This window comes from Haloferax prahovense (genome assembly GCF_000723845.1).
GTDB classification, from domain to species: Archaea; Halobacteriota; Halobacteria; order Halobacteriales; family Haloferacaceae; genus Haloferax; species Haloferax prahovense.
Genome location: NZ_LK053000.1, coordinates 416,967 through 435,705, shown reverse-complemented (window position 1 = coordinate 435,705; position 18,739 = coordinate 416,967). Strand labels below are relative to the sequence as shown.

20 protein-coding genes are annotated in these 18,739 nt (G+C 55.9%); 8 read left to right on the top strand and 12 right to left on the bottom strand.

All coding sequences use genetic code 11. The features are described from left to right. Nucleotides 1–134: 134 nt before the first annotated feature. The 4 genes from BN984_RS02000 to BN984_RS19610 all read right to left on the bottom strand — a co-directional run bounded on the left by BN984_RS02000 (nt 135) and on the right by BN984_RS19610 (nt 3,377). Nucleotides 135–1,409 carry an RNA-guided endonuclease InsQ/TnpB family protein gene (locus tag BN984_RS02000; protein WP_049967535.1) on the bottom strand — a complete coding sequence of 425 codons (1,275 nt, stop codon included), beginning with the start codon at nt 1,407–1,409 and terminating at the stop codon, nt 135–137. 462 nt (nt 1,410–1,871) lie between these two features. Then, nucleotides 1,872–2,261 (bottom strand): RidA family protein, encoded by a 390-nt coding sequence (locus tag BN984_RS01995; RefSeq protein WP_049967534.1) that lies wholly within the window; start codon nt 2,259–2,261, stop codon nt 1,872–1,874. 61 nt (nt 2,262–2,322) lie between these two features. Next, nucleotides 2,323–2,640: an RPA12/RPB9/RPC11 RNA polymerase family protein gene (locus tag BN984_RS01990; protein WP_049967533.1), complete on the bottom strand. Its 318-nt coding sequence runs from the start codon at nt 2,638–2,640 to the stop codon at nt 2,323–2,325. A gap of 599 nt (nt 2,641–3,239) precedes the next feature. Next, nucleotides 3,240–3,377 carry a hypothetical protein gene (locus BN984_RS19610; RefSeq protein ID WP_008096044.1) on the bottom strand — a complete coding sequence of 46 codons (138 nt, stop codon included), beginning with the start codon at nt 3,375–3,377 and terminating at the stop codon, nt 3,240–3,242. A gap of 54 nt (nt 3,378–3,431) precedes the next feature. On the opposite strand from BN984_RS19610, the gene BN984_RS01985 reads away from it, so the two are divergent. After that, nucleotides 3,432–4,667, top strand: a complete 1,236-nt coding sequence (locus BN984_RS01985; RefSeq protein WP_049967532.1) for an RNA-guided endonuclease TnpB family protein — start codon at nt 3,432–3,434, stop codon at nt 4,665–4,667. Between the two features lie 627 nt (nt 4,668–5,294). Continuing rightward, nucleotides 5,295–6,653, top strand: coding sequence for a Cdc6/Cdc18 family protein (locus BN984_RS01980; protein WP_008096046.1), 1,359 nt, complete (start codon nt 5,295–5,297; stop codon nt 6,651–6,653). 56 nt (nt 6,654–6,709) lie between these two features. On the opposite strand, the gene BN984_RS01975 is transcribed toward BN984_RS01980, so the two are convergent. Further along, nucleotides 6,710–7,864 carry a Fic family protein gene (locus tag BN984_RS01975; protein WP_049967531.1) on the bottom strand — a complete coding sequence of 385 codons (1,155 nt, stop codon included), beginning with the start codon at nt 7,862–7,864 and terminating at the stop codon, nt 6,710–6,712. Between the two features lie 365 nt (nt 7,865–8,229). On the opposite strand from BN984_RS01975, the gene BN984_RS01970 reads away from it, so the two are divergent. Both BN984_RS01970 and BN984_RS01965 read left to right on the top strand, forming a co-directional pair. Further along, on the top strand, nt 8,230–9,480 hold the full coding sequence (locus BN984_RS01970) for an RNA-guided endonuclease InsQ/TnpB family protein (protein WP_049967530.1): 1,251 nt from the start codon (nt 8,230–8,232) through the stop codon (nt 9,478–9,480). Nucleotides 9,481–9,770: 290 nt separating this feature from the next. Next, a complete protein-coding gene (locus tag BN984_RS01965; RefSeq protein WP_049967529.1) occupies nt 9,771–10,688 on the top strand; it encodes an NAD-dependent epimerase/dehydratase family protein in 918 nt (305 codons plus the stop codon). Between the two features lie 160 nt (nt 10,689–10,848). Here BN984_RS01965 and BN984_RS18945 read toward each other — a convergent pair whose 3' ends face one another. Together BN984_RS18945 and BN984_RS01960 are read right to left on the bottom strand one after the other, a co-directional pair. Continuing rightward, entirely contained in the window at nt 10,849–11,082 is a 234-nt protein-coding gene (locus BN984_RS18945) for a transcriptional regulator (RefSeq protein WP_081909166.1), read from the bottom strand. Then, nucleotides 11,075–11,410: a helix-turn-helix domain-containing protein gene (locus BN984_RS01960; protein WP_244877440.1), complete on the bottom strand. Its 336-nt coding sequence runs from the start codon at nt 11,408–11,410 to the stop codon at nt 11,075–11,077. Before BN984_RS01960 ends, BN984_RS18945 begins: the two co-directional genes overlap by 8 nt. Nucleotides 11,411–11,616: 206 nt before the next feature. On the opposite strand from BN984_RS01960, the gene BN984_RS18940 reads away from it, so the two are divergent. Then, nucleotides 11,617–12,198, top strand: a complete 582-nt coding sequence (locus BN984_RS18940; protein WP_081909164.1) for a hypothetical protein — start codon at nt 11,617–11,619, stop codon at nt 12,196–12,198. A gap of 89 nt (nt 12,199–12,287) precedes the next feature. On the opposite strand, the gene BN984_RS01955 is transcribed toward BN984_RS18940, so the two are convergent. After that, nucleotides 12,288–12,698: a hypothetical protein gene (locus tag BN984_RS01955; protein ID WP_049968568.1), complete on the bottom strand. Its 411-nt coding sequence runs from the start codon at nt 12,696–12,698 to the stop codon at nt 12,288–12,290. Between the two features lie 541 nt (nt 12,699–13,239). Between BN984_RS01955 and BN984_RS18935 the strand changes: the two genes are divergently transcribed. Beyond that, nucleotides 13,240–14,436, top strand: a complete 1,197-nt coding sequence (locus BN984_RS18935; RefSeq protein ID WP_081909163.1) for a Cdc6/Cdc18 family protein — start codon at nt 13,240–13,242, stop codon at nt 14,434–14,436. A 228-nt stretch (nt 14,437–14,664) separates the two neighbouring features. On the opposite strand, the gene BN984_RS18930 is transcribed toward BN984_RS18935, so the two are convergent. Beyond that, nucleotides 14,665–14,901, bottom strand: coding sequence for a MarR family transcriptional regulator (locus tag BN984_RS18930; RefSeq protein ID WP_081909162.1), 237 nt, complete (start codon nt 14,899–14,901; stop codon nt 14,665–14,667). Between the two features lie 186 nt (nt 14,902–15,087). Between BN984_RS18930 and BN984_RS01945 the strand changes: the two genes are divergently transcribed. Together BN984_RS01945 and BN984_RS01940 are read left to right on the top strand one after the other, a co-directional pair. Continuing rightward, nucleotides 15,088–15,396, top strand: a complete 309-nt coding sequence (locus tag BN984_RS01945) for a hypothetical protein (RefSeq protein ID WP_049967526.1) — start codon at nt 15,088–15,090, stop codon at nt 15,394–15,396. Beyond that, a complete protein-coding gene (locus BN984_RS01940) occupies nt 15,393–15,587 on the top strand; it encodes a hypothetical protein (protein WP_049967525.1) in 195 nt (64 codons plus the stop codon). The genes BN984_RS01945 and BN984_RS01940 overlap by 4 nt, the downstream gene beginning before the upstream one ends. An 827-nt stretch (nt 15,588–16,414) precedes the next feature. Here BN984_RS01940 and BN984_RS01935 read toward each other — a convergent pair. From BN984_RS01935 to BN984_RS01925, 3 genes are all read right to left on the bottom strand, one after another. Continuing rightward, on the bottom strand, nt 16,415–16,915 hold the full coding sequence (locus tag BN984_RS01935) for a metal-dependent hydrolase (RefSeq protein WP_049967524.1): 501 nt from the start codon (nt 16,913–16,915) through the stop codon (nt 16,415–16,417). Then, nucleotides 16,908–17,438, bottom strand: a complete 531-nt coding sequence (locus tag BN984_RS01930; RefSeq protein ID WP_244877439.1) for a hypothetical protein — start codon at nt 17,436–17,438, stop codon at nt 16,908–16,910. Before BN984_RS01930 ends, BN984_RS01935 begins: the two co-directional genes overlap by 8 nt. 78 nt (nt 17,439–17,516) lie before the next feature. Further along, entirely contained in the window at nt 17,517–18,665 is a 1,149-nt protein-coding gene (locus BN984_RS01925) for a glycosyltransferase family 4 protein (RefSeq protein ID WP_049967522.1), read from the bottom strand. Between the last annotated feature and the right edge of the window lie 74 nt (nt 18,666–18,739).

Genomic DNA, 18,739 nt, shown 5'->3' with positions numbered 1-18,739 from the left:
CAGGGAAGAGGATCTCTCAGTACGTGTCACTAGCGAATTTCCTGCTACCAGTACTAGTGGTGTGCTAACACTTGACTTCTTCCCACGCCTGAAGACGCGGGAATCCCACGGCACCGCACCGCTGAGTTGGGATATTACGGTTCGCGGTTAACAACCTGTTCTCGTGGGGCGAAAACGCCCTCACTACGGTCGAACAGGTGAACCGCTGGCTGTGCCAACCAGCCGTTATCCCTATCACCGCCATCCGTGGCGAGACTCGGGAGTACCTTTTGTCGAATATTCTCCGCACCGTTCACGTCCGCGTTCGCAACCGTATCACACTCCTCGCACACATACAACCCACGTTCGACACGTTGGTTGTCATCGGTGTGGCCGCACGCTGAACACGACTTCGACGTATCGCGTTCCGACACCAACTCCACGTTGATGCCTTCGGCTTCCGCTTTGTAGTCGAGTAGCGTCGTGAAGCGGTCGAACGCCCACCCATGTAAGTCGAGATTGCCGTGGTCTCCCCAATTCCGAGACCCGCCCGTCTCGTCGTTCTCTCGAATACCGCCGAGGTTACCAACAACAAGCGACCCAACACTTCGTTCGACGCATTCCTCTACGATTGCTTTCGAGAGGGCGTGTAAGAAGTGTGTCCGGCGACCAGTTCGCTTCCAATCAAGACGAGTCGCCTCACGGGACGAGGAATCGTCGCACTTGGCTTTCTTCTTCGTGAAGTAGTATTCGTCCTCTTTGAGTGCGCCACCGGGATACAACACGGATTTCCCGCCGAACGATACGGCGGCGAAGTTGCAAATCCCGAGGTCAACACCAGCCACCTCCTCACCCGGCGGCTCCGGGTCGATAGTGGTTCGACAAACGAATTGTAACCGCCACTCGTCGCGCTTGTAGACAGCACGAACCTGTTGAATGTCCCACTCGGTCAGGTCAACATCCGGGCGAGTCTGGTACTCGCACAAAATGAAGTCTGAACGATGTTCTTTCAGGTTACGGCCTTTCGAGAGGCGAACGCGGGTGAACTGTGCGTCGTGCTTGAAGCCAGCCGCTTTGAACGACACGGTTGAACGCGGGTGGGAGTCTCCGTTTTTGCGGTAGCCGGGCGGTCGGGCACGGTCGCCGCCGTTCCGACGCTTCCCGAACCAGCCGTTGAACGCTTCAGCGAGTTCTTCGAGAACGCGCTGACTGGATTGAGAATGCAAGTCCGTGTAGCGTTCGTGGCTTTTGAGTTCGGCTTTGAGTTCTCCGTCATCGGGAATCTCGCCCGTTTCGTCCCACTGTTCTTGTGTGTAGTAGCGACCGACGTTCCAGAGTTTTGAGGCGGCCCATCCGAGTTGGTCGAGGTCATCACGAACCTGTTGCTGGTTCGGTATAGTGGCCTCGAAGGTTCGGATGGTTCGACTCATTTTCTGGCTTCATAACTGGTTATGAACGCCGTTTTCTTAATAATGTCGGTTAGCGTGGAATATCCAGCCTTGCTATCGACGGTGGATTGTGTAGGAGTTGTCGGATTCATCCTGACCCTAAAGGGTCAGGTATTCTCCTCGATTCTGTATTAGCCTGGTTCCGTCTACATCGTATTGGAACGAACGCAGCGCTGCTGCGGTTAGCGACAGGACGAACGGGGGCATTGATCCAGCGACGATGAGCACGTGGATTGCGATTGGGGTCGGGTTCGGCGTCGCACTCGGCTTGGTGCTGGACAATCTCGCGCTCGGGGCTAGTCTGGCTGCCGGGTTGTCGTCGGAGTCGGTGCTTTTCAGTCGGTGGGTTCTGGGACTGGTGGTCTAGCCATCGACCCACGCCTGAAGCTGTGGGGTTCGCCTTGCATCTGCGTGAGTTTTCTCCGGAAACGATGGGGTCGGGACTTACTTTGGGATAATCGCAACCGCCTCAATCTCAACAAGTAACTCCGAATCGATGAGGCGATTCACCTCGACCATGCTGGTGGCTGGGCGTACGTCACGAAACACTTCACCATGGGCTTCACCGATCGCCTCCCACTCATCGATATCAGTGACGAACATTCGAGTTCTGACCACATCCTCAAGTGATGCATCAGTCTCTCGAAGGGCGTCTTCGATGTTCTGGAGTGCTTGTTTCGTCTGTTCGTATGCGTCGCCTTTACCGACGATTTGACCATCACCGTTAGTCGCTGTTGTCCCAGAAACGTGTACTTGAGAGCCGGTCTGAACGGCCCGAGAGTATCCGACTTTGGACTCCCACTCAGTCCCGGATGAGATTTGTTTTCGCTCCATAGCTCAGACTCACAAACGGCATTAAAATGAGTTTGGGTGATGAATACGCAGACCCACTGTCTCAAGACTCGCGCCACTTGTGGCCACACTCGACGCACGTGAACAGTCGCACTTCGTAGGAGCCGCCGGGCTTCGGCATCATCTCGTAGTGCGCCCGGTCGCTGTCGCAGTCGTCCGCCGGACAGGGCTCCTGCATCGTCTCGGAGGAGTCTTGGGTCGCGTCGGCCACGGCGGGTGCGCCGTTGTTTTGTTGTCCATCTTGAATCGCCATCGCCGCTTCCGCTTGGGCGTCCCGTGGCTCCTCGTGCTCACAGGAGCGACACACCCACGTGTCGCCTGCCGTGTGCATTAGCGATCCACACTCGTCACAGAATTGCATCGTTGGAGGGAGTATATGGGTGATAGATATATGTCTTAATTTCCGATTCGTCGTGGGTTTCAGGTACCTGTTTGTGTTGGCTGTGTCGGCCGGTTTTCGTTGCGTTAAGCTCGAGAACAGCAACCCTACCCGAGAGACCGAATATATGCTCCGAAGTTAGAAGTCAGACAATAATAGTTCCACCTCTAACTTTCCGAGTCAATCACGAAGGCGGAATCCCACGACGGTCGGTCTCTTCGCACACCGTGTTCGATTTGAATTCACCGCTTGAATCTCGGTTTGATCGGCGTCTGAGCCGGCCTTAAGTGGTCGACTCGTCTCGAGAGATTTCATTTCGAACAGGGTGTGAGGTGACGATCTAGTCGGTCGTGAACTCGGTGCCTCGGTTGTGGTCACGAGGATACCGTATTCAAGCGTGGTAACCCACACCCCTCGTACCGAGTGACAAACAGGCGAGCGACGGCGTTGTGACGCCCGCAGTCGCAAAACGACAGCACACAACTCGGACCAACGAGGACCACATCGCTGGCCATCTTAATTCAAGCAGGGAATCCCGGCCTTTAGGCCGGGAGGGAATGCGACACGGTGTTGACCACCCGCTACTCGGTGGTCGGGCCGGAATCCAACTCCCGCTGTGCGTGGAGTAGCATCCCTTTCCACGTTAGACCGTGGCGTTTCTTCGTCTCTTTCAGCGACTCGTACTGTTCCTCGTCTACCTCGAAATTGATGTGTGGCATATCTCATTCTTGCGCCCCGTTACACTTAATTATATCTACGTTCTATCTACGGGTGTGTCTGAGACGGTGACGAAGACGCTACTGGCCACTCTCGCCACACCCACGGCGGGCAAAGAGCAACGCCTACAGCGGCTCTTGGACACCTACCGCGAAGCACTCCACGACGCCTTCGACAACAGGGCGGATACAATGTCTGCCGTCAACGACGTTGTAACGCCCTACGAACTTCCGTACCAAGCCAAAGACGCGCTTAAATCCTACGTCCCGAAACTCCGTTCGACGTACAACGCCGATGAGTTGGACGACGAGCATCCGCTTCGACTCGTCAATCGGGCCGCGAAGTTCGACTACTCAGACGAGCGCGAACACGGCTTCGTGTGGCAGGTCCCGCAACCCGGACGCGGGACGAACTTTTGGATTCCGCTTCGAATTAACCCCGAGCAGGAATCCCTGTGGTTCGACCTGCTCTCTGAAGACGCGAGGGCGGGCGAGTTGCGGCTACAGCGACACCGCACGTCGTGGGAGTTGCACGTCACTGTCGAATACCCGGTCGAAGAATCGACCGACCCGGACAACCCGACGTATATCGGCTTCGACGTAGGCGAGAGCGCGTTGATAACGGGCTGTGCCCTCAAACGCGACGTACCACGGAAGCCAATGCTCGTCAGCGGCAGTCGGGCGCGACACCTTCGCAAAGAGATGTTCACCACACTCCGGCGGCTACAGTCGAGAGACGCCGCTGAGTGGCGCGTGGACGAACGGTTCGACCACTACCAAAACGCTCTGACGGATATTGTCGAGAAAGCGTCTCGGCAGGCCGTCGAGTATGCCCAACAGTTCGAGAACCCCGTTATCGTTCTCGAAGACCTATCGCACATCCGCGAGCGGTTGGACTACGGGAAGTACATGAACCGCCGCCTTCACGCATGGGCGTTCGCCCGGTTACAGGGCCGACTCGAAGACAAAGCGACCGAGGCAGGGATTCGCGTTGAGTACGTCAACGCGGCGTACACCTCGCAGACGTGCCACGCTTGCGGTTGTCTCGGTCGGCGGGGTCAGCAAGCGGAGTTTGTGTGTCCGCACGACGACTGCCACGTATCGGAGTTCCAAGCAGATATTAACGCGGCGGCGAACATCGCTGGTCGCGCTAACCCGTGGGGAGAGAGCGTCCGTTGGGAACCCGGACGCGATGACTCGCCACAGGATGGGAGCGCCTGTGACAGCGCCACAGTCCACCAAGAGACGAGTCCGAGAACCGGACAGATGACGCTCTCGGTGTACTCGGACTGAAACCTGCCAAACCGGATTCCCCTCGTAGGGGAAGCCCCGCCGTTTACGGCGGGGAGGATGTCACGCAAGAACGCCCGTGACTGTAGCCCCTGACGGTGCATAAAAAAAGATCACCCTCCAATGTGTTCCGAGTGTTCTGTTTCTTTATATGCGACCCACACACCGTTTTGCAAGTGTTCTTCAGCACGTCGCGGGGTCAATGGTCATCCATGAGAAGGTGACACAGTGAGGGGGACCCACACCGTGATCGAAATGAAATCTCCTCAATCCGAGACCAATTGTTGGCACCCTCACACACCGTAATCGAAATGAATTTTCCGTCCAACCCCCGGAATAGGGGGGTTCAACGCCTGTTTCAACTGATTCACCTACTGCCAGCCCATTTCATTTCGATTGTGGTGTGCTGTCGCTCAGTAATCGCTGTTTGAGTCCTCACCATGCCGATATCAGCTGTGTCAGCGCAGACCCGCTGTACATTTCATCTCGAACACGGTGTGGGGGTGGCGTTCTAACCCACCAGTACCCAGATTCCTCAGAATTCATTTCGACACCGGTGTCTTCATTTCGAACACACCCCATTCATTTCGAAAAGGGTTATTACACCCTAGTCTAGATATCTAGTAACGAATGAAAACGGACGACGATGATACGACCGGGGGCGGGGGTGATGGGGACCACGGTCAAGACTCCGAGACGTCGATTGTCGACGATATTCTTGACGGCGAGAGCACGACGGTCTTCCGGAACAAGCAGTTGGTCGACCCGAATACCATCGTCGACCACGACCGCATCTACGGTCGCGATGAGCAGTTAGCAGCCGAGGCGCGTGCATTCCGTGATACACTCGATGGAGAGCGTCCACCGGACCTACTCCTGTATGGCCCGAGTGGAACCGGAAAGAGCCTGACAGTAAAGGCCGTCGCCGAGAAGGTCAAAGACCGAGCGAGGCAGAACAGTATCAACTTCGACTTCGTCTCGGTGAATTTCAAAACGATGGAGTCACACACCCTTGACCGCGCTGTCTGGAAACTTGGCCACCAGACCGCAACGAAAGCGGGCGTCGCGTGGGAAATACCGCGCAAGGGTGTATCGACGGATGCGAAATATGTGCGCCTCTACGAAATCGTCGACGAACACTTCGACTCGCTCGTGTTCATTCTCGACGAAATCGATACGCTCACCGGACGTTCTACCGATCCGGAGCCGGCGTATTCTCAGCTTCTGTACAGCCTGAGTCGTGTCATGGCCGAACAGCACGTCGAGACCCTTATCTCGACGGTCGTCATCACGAATCATCCGAAGTTCCGCGAAAACGTCGACAGCCGAACGGATAGCTCGTACAACCCGAACGGGATCCATTTTTCCGACTACGACGCGGACGAACTCATCGAAATCCTCAATCGGCGACGTGACGCGTTCAAAGATAACGCACTCGACGAGGGCGTGATCGAACTCGTTGCTGCCTACGGTGCGAAGAACGAGGGGGACGCGCGTCGTTCAATCGACCTACTTCGAGACGCAGGTGAGCTTGCGAATCAGAACGGCGATTCGGTCGTCACCGCTGAACACGTCCATCGGGCCAACGACTCTGTGTTGAAGAATCGCGTCCTCGAAATCGTCGACGGAATGACCGTCCAAAAGAAGCTTTCTCTGTACGCCGCAGCAATTGTCGCCGATGTCAATGGCGGTGTTGCACCGAGTCCAGCAGTCTACAGCATTTATCAGCAGCTCTGTAACCGCTCGTCGCGAGATATCTACACGCAAGAAACCGTCAACAGCCACCTCAACAAAGCGGGGACGTATGGCGTCCTCGAAAGCAATCGCACGAGTGGTGGCTTCAAACGTGGGGTCTACCTCCAATTTGCGTTCTCCGAGCCTGTTGATGCAGTCCTCGACACCTTAGAAGACGACACACCGTTTGCCGAACTCGACTCGTCGAACCTCCGGTCAGCAGCCAGGCGGTTCCTCGCGAACTCGTCTCGGTGAGTGAGGGGAACGACGATTCGAGGAGAACGCCCACGACTGCAGTCGTGTAGAGGCCCTCACACCGTCGGGCGTTCGAGGATATCGAAGACGTCGACTGCTTTGTACTCCTGGTTGCGCTGTTTCCCGGTTGTTTCGACGATGAGACCGTCTGCTTCCAGTTCCTCGATTGCATTGTACGCCGTCTGTCGGCTGACGTCGAAGCGCGATTGGACCTCGTTTGCGGTGAAGTACGGAAGGTCGAACAGACTCCGGGCGAGTTTGTGGCTCGTTTTCGAGTGCGGATAGCGCGTCTCGTAGTCCCGGCGAAGCTCGATGAGTTCGAACGTCCGCTCATAGGAATCTCTCGCCTGGGCTTCGATTCCGTCGAGGAAGAACAGAATCCAGTCACGCCAGTTCCCCTCCTCGCTGACTGCGCGCATCTTCTCGACGTACGCCTGTTTGTTCCGGTTAAAGTAGGCACTCGGATAGAGATAGGGGTCCGACAGATACCCCGCGTCGTGCAGTTGGAGGACGATGAGGATCCGTCCGAGTCTGCCGTTCCCATCAGAACAGGGGTGAATCGTCTCGAATTGGTAGTGTGCGATGGCGAGGTCGATGAGGGAGTGGTGCTGGCCTCCCATCTGGATGTAGGCTTCGAGCGAGTCCATCAGCTCAGGCACGTTGCCGTGTGGCGGTGGAACAAACGGCGGCTGGCTGCCACGTGGTGACGGGATGTGGACGTCGCTTTCCCGCCATGTACCGACGACGTCCCCCTCGTTCCGAACGCCTTCGAGGAGTGTCTCGTGGAGCGACTGCAGCAGACTGAGCGTAATCGATTCGCTATCTCTCATCGCGTCGAATCCCTCGTTGAGTGCTCGTTCGGCGTTGAGTACCTCTTGGAGGTCGCGACTGACGTCGACTGTCTCTTGGGACCGACTGCGCGTGTGATACGCGTACACCTCGTCGACATCGACATCTGCGCCCTCGATTTCGGCTGTTTCGACTGCCTCGAGTCGGAGCAGTGAGGTGTACAGAACCGGGGAGAAGTCAACGGTGGGACTGATACCATCGATCCGTCCGAGTTGGAACATCGCATCCGCGACGGACGATGCAAGCTCGTCGTCCATCTCGATTTTCGACGACAGCGGTAACTTGTCCGGAATGTAGTAGGGGTTCGGATGGGACTCGAGATAGCGACCAGGTGCGTCTGGTGGAAGGTTTCGCGTCCTCATTTTGACTAAGACAGAGTCTGTGGTGCCTTAATCATATTGCTATTAAGGCGGTTTGGATAGTGAACCGAGTATATCTCTTCAGTCAAAATGGAGTCATCGTTCTGGAGTATGTGGGTGCGTCGGAATTGTTGCTCACGTTTGAGCCATCAGTTTCGACAGACGAGATGTGTCTGTCTCAGCAAAACACGTGCAAACCGGTGTGTGGGTGGAAGAGACACACCTCACACAGATTCGGGGAAGAAGCCCACGGCTTTAGCCGTGGGAGGAATCCGACAAGAGTCGAACCAAACCACGATCGATAGCAAGCCGACTCCCCCACAACAGTCGTAGAATATATAAGACACCACTCGTATGTGAGGTCACAGATGGAGGTCAAACGAACTATCCCGGTCAAACTCTCGGTTCCGGACGACCGACGAGACGACCTCCATCAGACCATCGACCAGTTCAACCACGCCTGCAACTACACTGTCCAGCACGGCAGGAACAACGACGGCTACCTCATCCTCAACAAGTCCACGATACACGACCAAGTGTACCACGACTTGCGAGACGAGACAGACCTGCCCGCAAACCTCTGTGTGCGGGCCTACTCGAAAGCCGTCGAAGCGATGAAAAGTACCGTTGCTGACTGGAAGAAGGGCAACAGCCGACCACTCCCGCGATTCAACGAGCTGTCAGCCGTCTACGACAAACGGACGTTGACCATCAAAGACAGGTCGGCCACCCTCTCCACCATCAACGGCAGAGTCGCCGTTGAGTACGTACTCGGAGACTACCAGAAGTCCTACCTCGATGATGACGACTACGAAAAGCGGATGGGGACGCTCCACTACCGCGAAGACGAGGATGCGTTCTACCTCCACATCGTCATCAAGAAAGAAGTCGAAGAACGCGACGGTGACAAAGTCTTGGGCGTGGATTTGAACCTGAAGAACGTCGCCGTGACCAGTACGGGATCGTTCTACGACGGTGGCAAACTACTGTGGGGACAGAACCACTACTTCCGCGTGCGTCGAAGCCTTCAGCACAAAGGCACTCGCTCCGCCAAGCAGGCACTCCGGCAATTGTCGGGGCGAGAAAACCGCTTCGTGCTGAACCGCCTGCACACGATTTCTCGACGCATCGTGGAGGAGGCAGACGCCCACGACTGTTCGTACATCGCCGTCGAACGCCTGACCCACATCCGCGAGCGGATGAGTAATTGGGACGACCAAGTGAAGCGTCAGATGCACAACTGGGCGTTCCGCGAACTCCAAGAGATGCTCGCGTACAAGGCCGCCGAGTACGGTATCCGCGTTGAGGATATACCGCCCGCGTTTACGAGTCAAACCTGTTCTCGGTGCGGGCATCAGTCCAGCACGAACCGTAACTCGGACGGTTGGTTCGAGTGTAACGACTGTGGGTACTCTGTTGACGGTGACTACAACGCGAGCAAGAACATCGGTTTCAAGTTGCTAACTTTACCATCGGGCAAACGTCCCGATGGGTTGGGCGACGGTCATCTCGCCCTCAAGTCTGGGACGCTGAACGGGAACGGCGAGTACACCGCCTACTCCACGTCGGAGGCAGACCGGGAGTCCACGGACAAGCCCACGACTTCAGTCGTGGGTTGATGACGTGGGATAGTCTTGGCTACCGTCTCGGGAGTCTATTCGGTGAGACGGACGATGACCAACGACAGGAACTCTTCGAGTGGTGTGTAGAAAAGCAAAGGCGCGAACAAGAATCCTGATTCTGACGTACCACAGCATACAAATCACCGCTCTCTGCTGCTTACAAGCTCTTCTGTCACTCGGTGCGAGGTGTGTAACCAGTCGAACCACTCCTGAGGAACACAAACGGTCTCGCCTGACTCACACCAGATTGACGATAGGTTCTTGTCACGTGGCGAAAGCAACCACGTATGGACGGCAAACGAGTCCTCGTTACTGGCGGTGCCGGATTCATCGGCTCGAATCTCGCAAATCATCTTGCGGAGGATAACGACGTCATCGCAATCGACGACCTCTATCTCGGAACGCCTGAGAATCTGGATGATGCCGTGGAGTTCCACGACATGACGGTCCTCGACGACGACCTCCCGACCGAGGGCGTCGACGTGGTGTTCCACCTGGCGGCGCTGTCGTCGTACAAGATGCACGAAGAGAACCCGACGAAGGGTGCCCGTGTCAACATCGAAGGCTTCGTCAACACGGTCGAACAGGCCCGGAAAGACGGCTGCGACACGGTTGTGTACGCGACCACGTCGTCGATTTATGGCTCGCGGACGGAGCCCTCGCCGGAAGATATGCCCGTCGAATCTCGGACGGGGTACGAAGCGTCGAAGCTCGGCCGTGAGCGCTACGCGGAGTACTTCCACCACCACTACGACATGCAACTCGCGGGCATGCGTTTCTTCTCGGTGTACCAGGGCTTCGGGGGTGCGGAAGAACACAAAGGCGAGTTCGCGAATACGGTCGCGCAGTTCACCGACAAAATCGCGAATGGCGAATCACCGGAACTGTTCGGTGATGGGTCGCAAACGCGTGACTTCACCCATGTGGACGATATCGTCCGGGGGATCGAACTCGCGGCTGAGGAGCGACTCCAAGGCATCTACAACCTCGGGACTGCCGAGAGTTACTCGTTCAACGAGATGGTCGAGATGATCAACGAGGTCCTCGGGACGGATGTCGAGCCTGAGTACGTCGAGAATCCCTTCGAGGTGTACGTCCACGACACGAAAGCCGACTACTCGAAGATCCACGAGGCGACTGGCTGGGAGCCCGAGGTTTCGTTCGAGGAGGGTGTCGAGCGGGTTTGTGAGCCGTATCTCGACTGACGAAGGGGTTCGTGGTTCGGCTGGGGGGTTTTGCGTTTGATTTTCGAGGTGGTCAGAGCACTCCGTTCGGCGCGCCTTCGAATTCGAAGCACTCGTTCACGCGCAATCGCTGGCGGTCTGCGTGCCGAGTCTTCCAGAACGTTCGTACCGAGGACGGCCTTCAGTCGTCAGTTCGAGCGTCGTGTACGAGTTGAGTAATCTCCTCCATCGAGCATTCGCGTTCGTTGGCACGTTTTTCTACACGCCCCTGGAACTCCGTGAGTGACGGTATCTCAGTTTTCATCAGTATGAGTCCGAAATCGGTCAGTACGACCATCAAGTTTCGTTCTCTCTCAAGATCGAACTGCTCGCGGGGACGGCTTGGAATCGTGATACAGAGTTCGACGTTACTCATCTACTTCGGCTTCGAGCTTTGTGAGTTCTGCATCGAGTTCCTCGTCGGTGCGACCGCCTCCGATTTGTTTGTCGGGTTCTTCGGGAGTGGCGTCCGCATCGCGGTGGTGACCGAACAGTCGATCGACTTGGTTGAGACTGGAGACGTACCGCCGGATGTCGTCTCGTTCGCGCAGCGCGTAGTAGTAGCCGTCATCCGTTTTTCCGATGTAGTCGTCGTCGTAGAGACGCTTGAGTGTGGTCGTAGCGGTCCCTCGAGGGATGTCAAGTGCTTCCTTGAGCTCCTGGGGGGAGTATCCCCACTCAGAATTTTGGTACAGGTACGCCACGAGATCCGATTTCGTGGTCCCTGGCCGAAGACTGAGTTCAGCGTTGTGATGTTTGAGAGGGACCGGCATAATGTATCCGGATGTAGTCGATTGTGACATAGAGACGTTTCGGTCAGTTCTCTGGTTGTATCCATCTCCGTCTTAGCGTACTGTCCTCGACAAAAGTGGTTCAATACTGTTACCTGATTGGGACATCATTACGTTCTATGGCTTCTGGGCGCTACCCCCGAATCACCGTTACTGAAGACGTTCAGCCCAGTAACATACCATTCCAACTCGGGGTAGAGAAGATACGTGACTTCTCACCCGATGCACCCGCTCGGATTCGAGGTTCATTTGAGAATCGTTCCTCGGAAGAGCAAACGGTTGGCTTCGGCGCAATCCAACCGTACTCCAGTATCTGGAGCGAAGATGAGGGGTGGCTTGTTCTCATCCCGAGTGACCGTGAGATTCAGAAGCACGTCTTTGGAACGGACGAGGAGATTGTTCCGGGCCGTCCTGTCGAGGGGTGCTGGCAGACGAATCTTGTTCACTTCGTTCTTCCTGGCGTGCTTAGGTGGCAGACACTTGCCCCTGGTGAGTGCATCCAGTCCGAATACACGGTCCTACATTACCCAGAGCGCGAGATACTGGACGCCACGATGGACACGTGGGTGAGTACTCGGTCCACAGATACCAGTTGTCTTCCCGCAGGGAAACATCGCTTCGTCGAATCATTTATGCCGGGGATTAGAACGGACGCATCGTGGGAATTCGAGTGGGGTTATACACTCTCAATTGAAGATTGATATCCTCTACATTGAGCGATTCAGACGGGCAGAAGCTGAGGGTCCCGATCGTTCGATTCTCGTGATATCTTGACCCGTGCTTCGACTGCTCACCTCACCCCGCGTCGGTCCCTAGAGTACGCATACAAATAGGTACACACGAGAATCGCCGCGCCAAGGCCGACCAGATTCTGCAGGAGATCTGTGACCGTCACGACGAACATGAGCGAGAACACGCCGTAACACCCGAGGCCGCCAAAGAGACACATGGTGAAGCGTTTTCGAACCCAGTACAGTTCGTGTTCGCGTTTCTGTGGGAGACCATCGACCACCGGCCAGTACGACCCCGCGATGAAGCCGACCGCAATTGCACACACGAACAGCAACAACAGGGCTTGCGCATTCCCACCCAGTAGCTCACTCGGTGTCCAGTGGGTGACGGCACTCACGACGAGGATCGACGCGCTCCCAACCGTTGGACACGCGATGGAGGCGATACCAGCGCCCTGGCAGGCGGCCATGAACCGAGTCAGTGGGTCTGGACGAGTGGGACCGTACGATTCGACCGACATCGTGAGCGAGTCCACTCGCGGCTCATAGTTGGCTATTACGGCCGGGGGGACTCCTCAACGTGGGTTGGACAATACCGATACTCATCACAGCCTGAATAACGTACTTGGGGCACACCGCACACCGAGTGAGTAGTGGTAGGAAAGGATGTACCTCGTCAGTTTGGTTCTTGCTTCCCGCGATTCAGTGTTATCAATGTCTAACTGAGGGTAGATGGCACCGCCACTTACTGAGGGGAGACACACCTCACACCGAGTGACAAACCACCTGAAGAATATCCTGTTATGCTGTATCTGGGGCTGATGCACCTGGGGTTTGGCCTACATCTATCCGACGCACTTTCACTCGGTATGTGGTGTGTCTCAGAACGATATTTATTACTTAAATACTCTTGAAATCGTTGTTGACGGCTGAATATCGATATTTGAACGCTCTCACTCGTTCCGAGGTTCGGCAGTATTAAGAGACATTGCCACATTGGTGAAACTAAGCATGGTTGATACTGATGACCGGTCGTCGCTTTTTGAGACCGGAGATATATTCTCAAATCGTGAACTCCTTCGGGTTGGCCACGTTCCTGAGCTTGACCGGGTAGTTGGTCGAGATCAAGAGATTGCTGCTGTCGGGGGGGCACTTGCACCAGCAACACGTGGTGGCCCACCAGAGACAACAATCATCTACGGAAAGACTGGAACTGGTAAGTCACTCGTGTCACGGTGCGTTACTCGAGAAGCACGCATCGAAGCCAAGTCACACGACACGACACTTGCGTATGCGTATGTCGACTGTTCAGATTATCAGTCAGAGACGAAGGCAAGTAGAGAGATGGCTCGACAGTTGGTTGATACGCTGGGTGTTGACCGCAACGTCCCACGAATCGGTATCTCTGCGTCTGACTACCGGGATATTACGTGGGAGGTTTTGAACGACTACGATGTCGACGCATTCGTTGTCATTCTCGATGAGATTGACAAACTCGACGATGATGAATTACTTCGAAGCCTCACACGTGCACGTGAGAGTGGGAAGGCAGCGTCTCACATCGGAGCAGTCTGTATCAGTAACAAGATCGAATATCGCGACCGACTGAACGAACGCCTTGATTCGAGTCTCCAAGATAACGAGTTAGTTTTCGACCCGTATGACGCCACACAGATTCGTGCGATTCTTGAACACCGTATTGACGCATTTGGTGACGGTGTATTGGCTGATGGTGTGGTTCCAAAAGTCGCAGCAATCGCAGCAAAAGAACACGGGGATGCGAGAAAGGCAGTTGACACACTATACGAGGCAGGTCGACTCGCAGAGAAACAAAATCTTGAGTCTGTGACGGCAGCTCACGTTGATGAGGCCGTCCACAAAGCAGAGGTAAACCGATTTGAACGCCTGATTACTGGATCGACACCTCATGTACAACACATACTTCGGGCGTTGGCACTGCTCACCGCCAAGAACCCTGGGAAGGGCGCATTCCGGACACATGACGTCTACGATGCTTATTGTTCGCTTGCTTCAACGGAGGGAAGTTCGCCGCTTTCTGAAGACCGAGTATACAGACTGCTTAAAGAACAAGCCTTCCTTGGAATTACAGAGTCAAACCACACGGGCGGAGGACCTGGCGAAGGAAGCTATCTTGAACATCGTCTGCTTGGAGATCCGGAAGTGGTTGTTGAAGCGCTGAGTGAGTAACCCCCTGGCCTCCTCTTTTCTGATTCACTCGTTGTGAGGTGTGTCTGAGTAGGATTCTCCAATAGCGATGCAACACCAATGTTGGTCACTCGTTGCGAGGTGTGTCTGGCTAGTTGCTCACATCATCCTGTTCGTGTATTAGTCACTCGTTGTGAGGTGTGTCTCCCTAAACGAATTATACCCTCACTCGTTGTGAGGTGTGTCTCGTCTCAAAATTAGGACCTCCGCTCACTCTTCTCGCGGATCACTCACGAATTCGAAGAGCCGAGTTGGTTCGTGGACCAATTTCACGTAGCCGCGAGCCTCGAGTACTTCGAGGCGATTATACACACTGTTTCGTGAGTACCCGGTCTCATCGACGAGATAGCCTTTCGTCGCAATTCCCCACGGACGATTGCCATCGCGTCCTCGTTTGAGCACGTCGAGAATCGCTTTGTCTGTCCCAGTAAGGTTTGAGGCGCTCATAGTCGCAACTAGACTGTGATATGGTATAAACCATGGCGTTGTAAATATGCAGTTTGACTGTGCATAATGCATAGTGTTAAGTGGCCCAAGAACAGAGTTGTAACTGAGAAGTACCGGGTTCGCCTTTCGCAGAAAGGCCACGTGCTGTAACACGTGACCGGGTGGCTTCTCAGTCCGAGTAAGCCAATGTCAACTACGAACTCCGCGACACAAGAGCGTACCGTATCGCTAGCCGACCACCTCACTACCGCCCTCGCACGCTCGTTCACCCTTGGTATCGACGCCGAGGGCTTTACACACCACTACTTCCGTCCTGCCGACGCCGTCGTCGTCTTTGATGGCCGAACCCTCGATCACTACCAGCCACTCAATGGCCGGCCGCTCCGCGAGTGGAAGGCGTTCGTCTCCCAGAAGCGTGGCTGGGCTTCGATGGGTCAGCTTGCACACCTCGGGCTCCGAGTAGATACCGAGCGGAAGGAGGCCCGCCGCGCATGAGTGCCCACGAAGAGTTGCAGATGCACCTCACTCAGGCGCTGACGCGGACGACCGAGCCCGACGTGCAAGCGCATCTGCACGCCGCGTTGGAGTCCTGTCAGGAGTTGCCGACGACGCTCGTGGCGTGTCCTGCGTGTGGCACGGTGGGGCTGCCAGAGCGGATTGAGATTCACGACTGTCGGCGTCGATAGATCGAGTCTCAAATACTCTCAGCTCAAAACTATACTGTAACGCAGAGTTACTATCTCCGTGATTATTCAATAAATATGGTATTTAAATTGGCTCTGTTGAAATCACGTTTCTCAGACGGGTCTCGATAAACAGCCAATCAGTCGACTTCTGTGAATACACGAATCGGCATTGTAGCCGTCTTTGACGCGTTAAGTGGGACCGAAAGCAACCGGAAGGACTCTCCGTGAAGCGCGCCCCAAAAATAGTATATTTAGTCAACAGACGTAATAGTATCAAAACTGACTGTTACCATTTTTAGATAGCTATCACTCATTTTTTGGACCGGACCGAAGTTCCACACAACACGTTATTCTGGCCACCGGTGTTCCACAAGCGACGCTGTAGGTGGTGTGCTTTGAACAAGACCCTATGCTGTGTTCGGCTCGTAGTTTCCCATTGCGTGTTGGAAACTGCGTGCAGGTGTACCGAACATATGATTGTTATACCATCCGGCCTCTACTGCCGTCCACGCTGCCGTTGGATACCGCGCTCGTCGGTCACACGAAAACCGTGGTTACGGTGAGGCAAATCTGGGTGTGTCGTCGGTAGACATAGCTACGGACGCGCGTTGTACCGCTCTAACGGATATCACCACCGACCGCCGATGGCATCTCGTTCTAGTCAGGGCATCTGACAGCGTAGGTTTGCCAGTCGGTTTTGTCACTCGTTGCGAGGGGTGTCGGGCATCCGATTCGTGATTCGGTGAGAGTGAGTCGATTCACCATCGCCTAGGTGTACTTGAGCATCTGCCGGACAGCGACACCTGGTAAACTAGTGAGAGAGTGAATTACGAACGCCTTTGATCTATCTTGAATCGGGTGACGCCGTAGGCGACGAGTGCAACTATCCCGAGGACGAGCGCCGGTTCGAAATCCGTGCTCAGGTACAAGCCAGGAGTCGGCGGATGGATTCGAGTAACCGGCCAGAAGAGTGGATACGACAACCCAGTCGGTTTCAACAGGAAGGCGTCCGCGATGAGGTGCGACGCAGCACCTACTGAAAGAAGCGTGAAGACACGGCGGCGCTCTGACTCAGGGACAAGAAGAACACCAATGAGGACCGAACATAGCGCTGCACCCGCCGTGTGAAGACCAATCCAGTCAAATGGGATGGCAAGCAGTTGCTCAACTCGAGCGCTCGGAATGAGTAACCTGACCTTGGTCATGTCTGGGATGAACGCCCCAGCCATCGCAACGGTGACGTATGGACGGGTAATCCACTCGTAGCGCCACGAGGCGACCGTAGCAATCGTATATGCGAGCAGGGCGTGTGCGAGCAGATCAGGCATCGTGGTCCTCCGTGTGTTTGAGTCGGGAGACGATGTCACCAATTCGGAGTGGTGTCTCCCGCGGTGCGAGCGACCACGTCTCGTCGAGACGCCATGACTGAATGATTCTCCCAAGTACCCACAGTCCCGCGAGGAACGAAACGGCGTACATGTACAGATAGTTGGCCGGCGGGACGGTGTAGGCGTTCAACGAACTGAGTTCCCGATCCGGTTCGACGACGCCGTATACTGAGAGAGTGTCGCCCTGTTGTGCATCGACAGCGGCGTTGCTGATCTGAAGACGGACCTGTTCACCAGCTCCGTACTCAGCGCTGATTGTGAGTGGGTCGGTATCGATGACGGTGCCCGTGAGATTCACCTGGTCGCCGACCCACGCGTCGTAGTCCGTGCCCAACTCTTCCGCCCCAGGGTATGCGCCCGCCTCGGGGGCAGGAGCGAGTGACCCAAACCAGACCATGAGTCCGAACAGACACCCCAGTAAGACGAGAATACCAACAATACGCCGACGTGGAGAGTTGGGCATTGGATGTTACTTTGGAGGGTGGCCGATAAGTGTTCACGACTGTGGTTCGCCCCCAAGTTCACCTCGGCAGTTACCAGCTCACCAGCTGCCCTTAACTGCCCGACGATACGCCGCTTCAGCCTGGCCGGCGACGCTATCCCAATCGTACTGTTCGGCGCGTTTCGTGGGTTCGGTTGGGGGGCGTTCACCCGCGAGTGCGCGGTCTAACGAGTCTGCGACTGAATCGACAGTTGGTTCGGCGAGATACCCCGCGTCGCCGATGACTTCACTCGCCGCTGATTCGGGATGCTGGACACCAATAACCGTACAGTCAGCAGCCATCGCTTCGGCGTAGGTGATGCCGAATCCTTCTCTCGTACTGGGTGAGGCGAAGACATCCGCGGCGCGCATCTGCCCCAACACGTCCTCGTACTCGTCGAGGAATCCCAGCATGCTCACGCGGTCGGCGTGGTCCAACTCACTCGCCTGTTGTTCGAGACGGTCGGCTTCTGGACCATCGCCGACGACGCCCAGCGTCACGTCATCGTAGTTGTCGGCCACGCGGTCGAAGGCATCGAGGAGGATGGAGACGTTCTTGTCGGCGATGAGTCGCCCGGCGAACAGCACGTCGAATGAGTCGCCGTCGTCGGGGAGTGGCGCGTTGCGAATCTGGTCGACGTCGATGCCGTTCGGGACGACTTCGATCGTGTCTCTGTCCCGGCCGATATCGGCGAGGCGGTCGGCGGTGATACCAGAGACGGCGATTGGGTGTTGGGGAACTCTAACGGTGAGGTGTTCGGTGAACTTCCCGAAGGGGGCGAGCACGCCGAGGTAGTCGTCCCAGTAGTCGCCCCACACTTCGTGCCAGGTCGTGACGACGGGCACGTCGGTCCCGAGGGCGGCGAGCTTCGAGGAGAGGACAGGGAAGTACGGAAAGACAGAGGCGACGACGAGGTCGTGGTTTTCGTTGTGGAGTCGTTTGGCGAGTGGGTAGGCGAGTCGCGCGGCGAAATCGAGCGCTTCGGTGATCGAGCGCCGGTCGTCGGTGTAGAGTTCTGTTTCGGGGGCGACTGCACGGAGGGTGACGCCCTCGTGAGTCGTCTCCTTCGGGCCGTCCCAGAAGTGGCGGCCGTAGATGGTCACGTCGTGGCCTCGCTGTGAGAGCCGGGTGGCGATTTCGTGGATACGCTTTTCTGCGCCACCAGTCACGAACGGAAATATCACATTACTGACAAACGCCACATCCATATCCTATGATTACCTGTCCTCTCGCGAGACACCAACTTCAACACACCGACATTCACATAGATTAACCACGATGT

Excerpts from the sequence above, each read along its gene's own strand:
- BN984_RS02000 (WP_049967535.1), bottom strand. The coding sequence starts at position 1,409 with ATGAGTCGAACCATCCGAACCTTCGAGGCCACTATACCGAACCAGCAA.
- BN984_RS01995 (WP_049967534.1), bottom strand. The coding sequence starts at position 2,261 with ATGGAGCGAAAACAAATCTCATCCGGGACTGAGTGGGAGTCCAAAGTC.
- BN984_RS01990 (WP_049967533.1), bottom strand. The coding sequence starts at position 2,640 with ATGCAATTCTGTGACGAGTGTGGATCGCTAATGCACACGGCAGGCGAC.
- BN984_RS19610 (WP_008096044.1), bottom strand. The coding sequence starts at position 3,377 with ATGCCACACATCAATTTCGAGGTAGACGAGGAACAGTACGAGTCGCTG.
- BN984_RS01980 (WP_008096046.1), top strand. The coding sequence starts at position 5,295 with ATGAAAACGGACGACGATGATACGACCGGGGGCGGGGGTGATGGGGAC.
- BN984_RS01975 (WP_049967531.1), bottom strand. The coding sequence starts at position 7,864 with ATGAGGACGCGAAACCTTCCACCAGACGCACCTGGTCGCTATCTCGAG.
- BN984_RS01970 (WP_049967530.1), top strand. The coding sequence starts at position 8,230 with ATGGAGGTCAAACGAACTATCCCGGTCAAACTCTCGGTTCCGGACGAC.
- BN984_RS01965 (WP_049967529.1), top strand. The coding sequence starts at position 9,771 with ATGGACGGCAAACGAGTCCTCGTTACTGGCGGTGCCGGATTCATCGGC.
- BN984_RS18945 (WP_081909166.1), bottom strand. The coding sequence starts at position 11,082 with ATGAGTAACGTCGAACTCTGTATCACGATTCCAAGCCGTCCCCGCGAG.
- BN984_RS18940 (WP_081909164.1), top strand. The coding sequence starts at position 11,617 with ATGGCTTCTGGGCGCTACCCCCGAATCACCGTTACTGAAGACGTTCAG.
- BN984_RS01955 (WP_049968568.1), bottom strand. The coding sequence starts at position 12,698 with ATGGCCGCCTGCCAGGGCGCTGGTATCGCCTCCATCGCGTGTCCAACG.
- BN984_RS18935 (WP_081909163.1), top strand. The coding sequence starts at position 13,240 with ATGGTTGATACTGATGACCGGTCGTCGCTTTTTGAGACCGGAGATATA.
- BN984_RS18930 (WP_081909162.1), bottom strand. The coding sequence starts at position 14,901 with ATGAGCGCCTCAAACCTTACTGGGACAGACAAAGCGATTCTCGACGTG.
- BN984_RS01945 (WP_049967526.1), top strand. The coding sequence starts at position 15,088 with ATGTCAACTACGAACTCCGCGACACAAGAGCGTACCGTATCGCTAGCC.
- BN984_RS01940 (WP_049967525.1), top strand. The coding sequence starts at position 15,393 with ATGAGTGCCCACGAAGAGTTGCAGATGCACCTCACTCAGGCGCTGACG.
- BN984_RS01935 (WP_049967524.1), bottom strand. The coding sequence starts at position 16,915 with ATGCCTGATCTGCTCGCACACGCCCTGCTCGCATATACGATTGCTACG.
- BN984_RS01930 (WP_244877439.1), bottom strand. The coding sequence starts at position 17,438 with ATGCCCAACTCTCCACGTCGGCGTATTGTTGGTATTCTCGTCTTACTG.
- BN984_RS01925 (WP_049967522.1), bottom strand. The coding sequence starts at position 18,665 with ATGGATGTGGCGTTTGTCAGTAATGTGATATTTCCGTTCGTGACTGGT.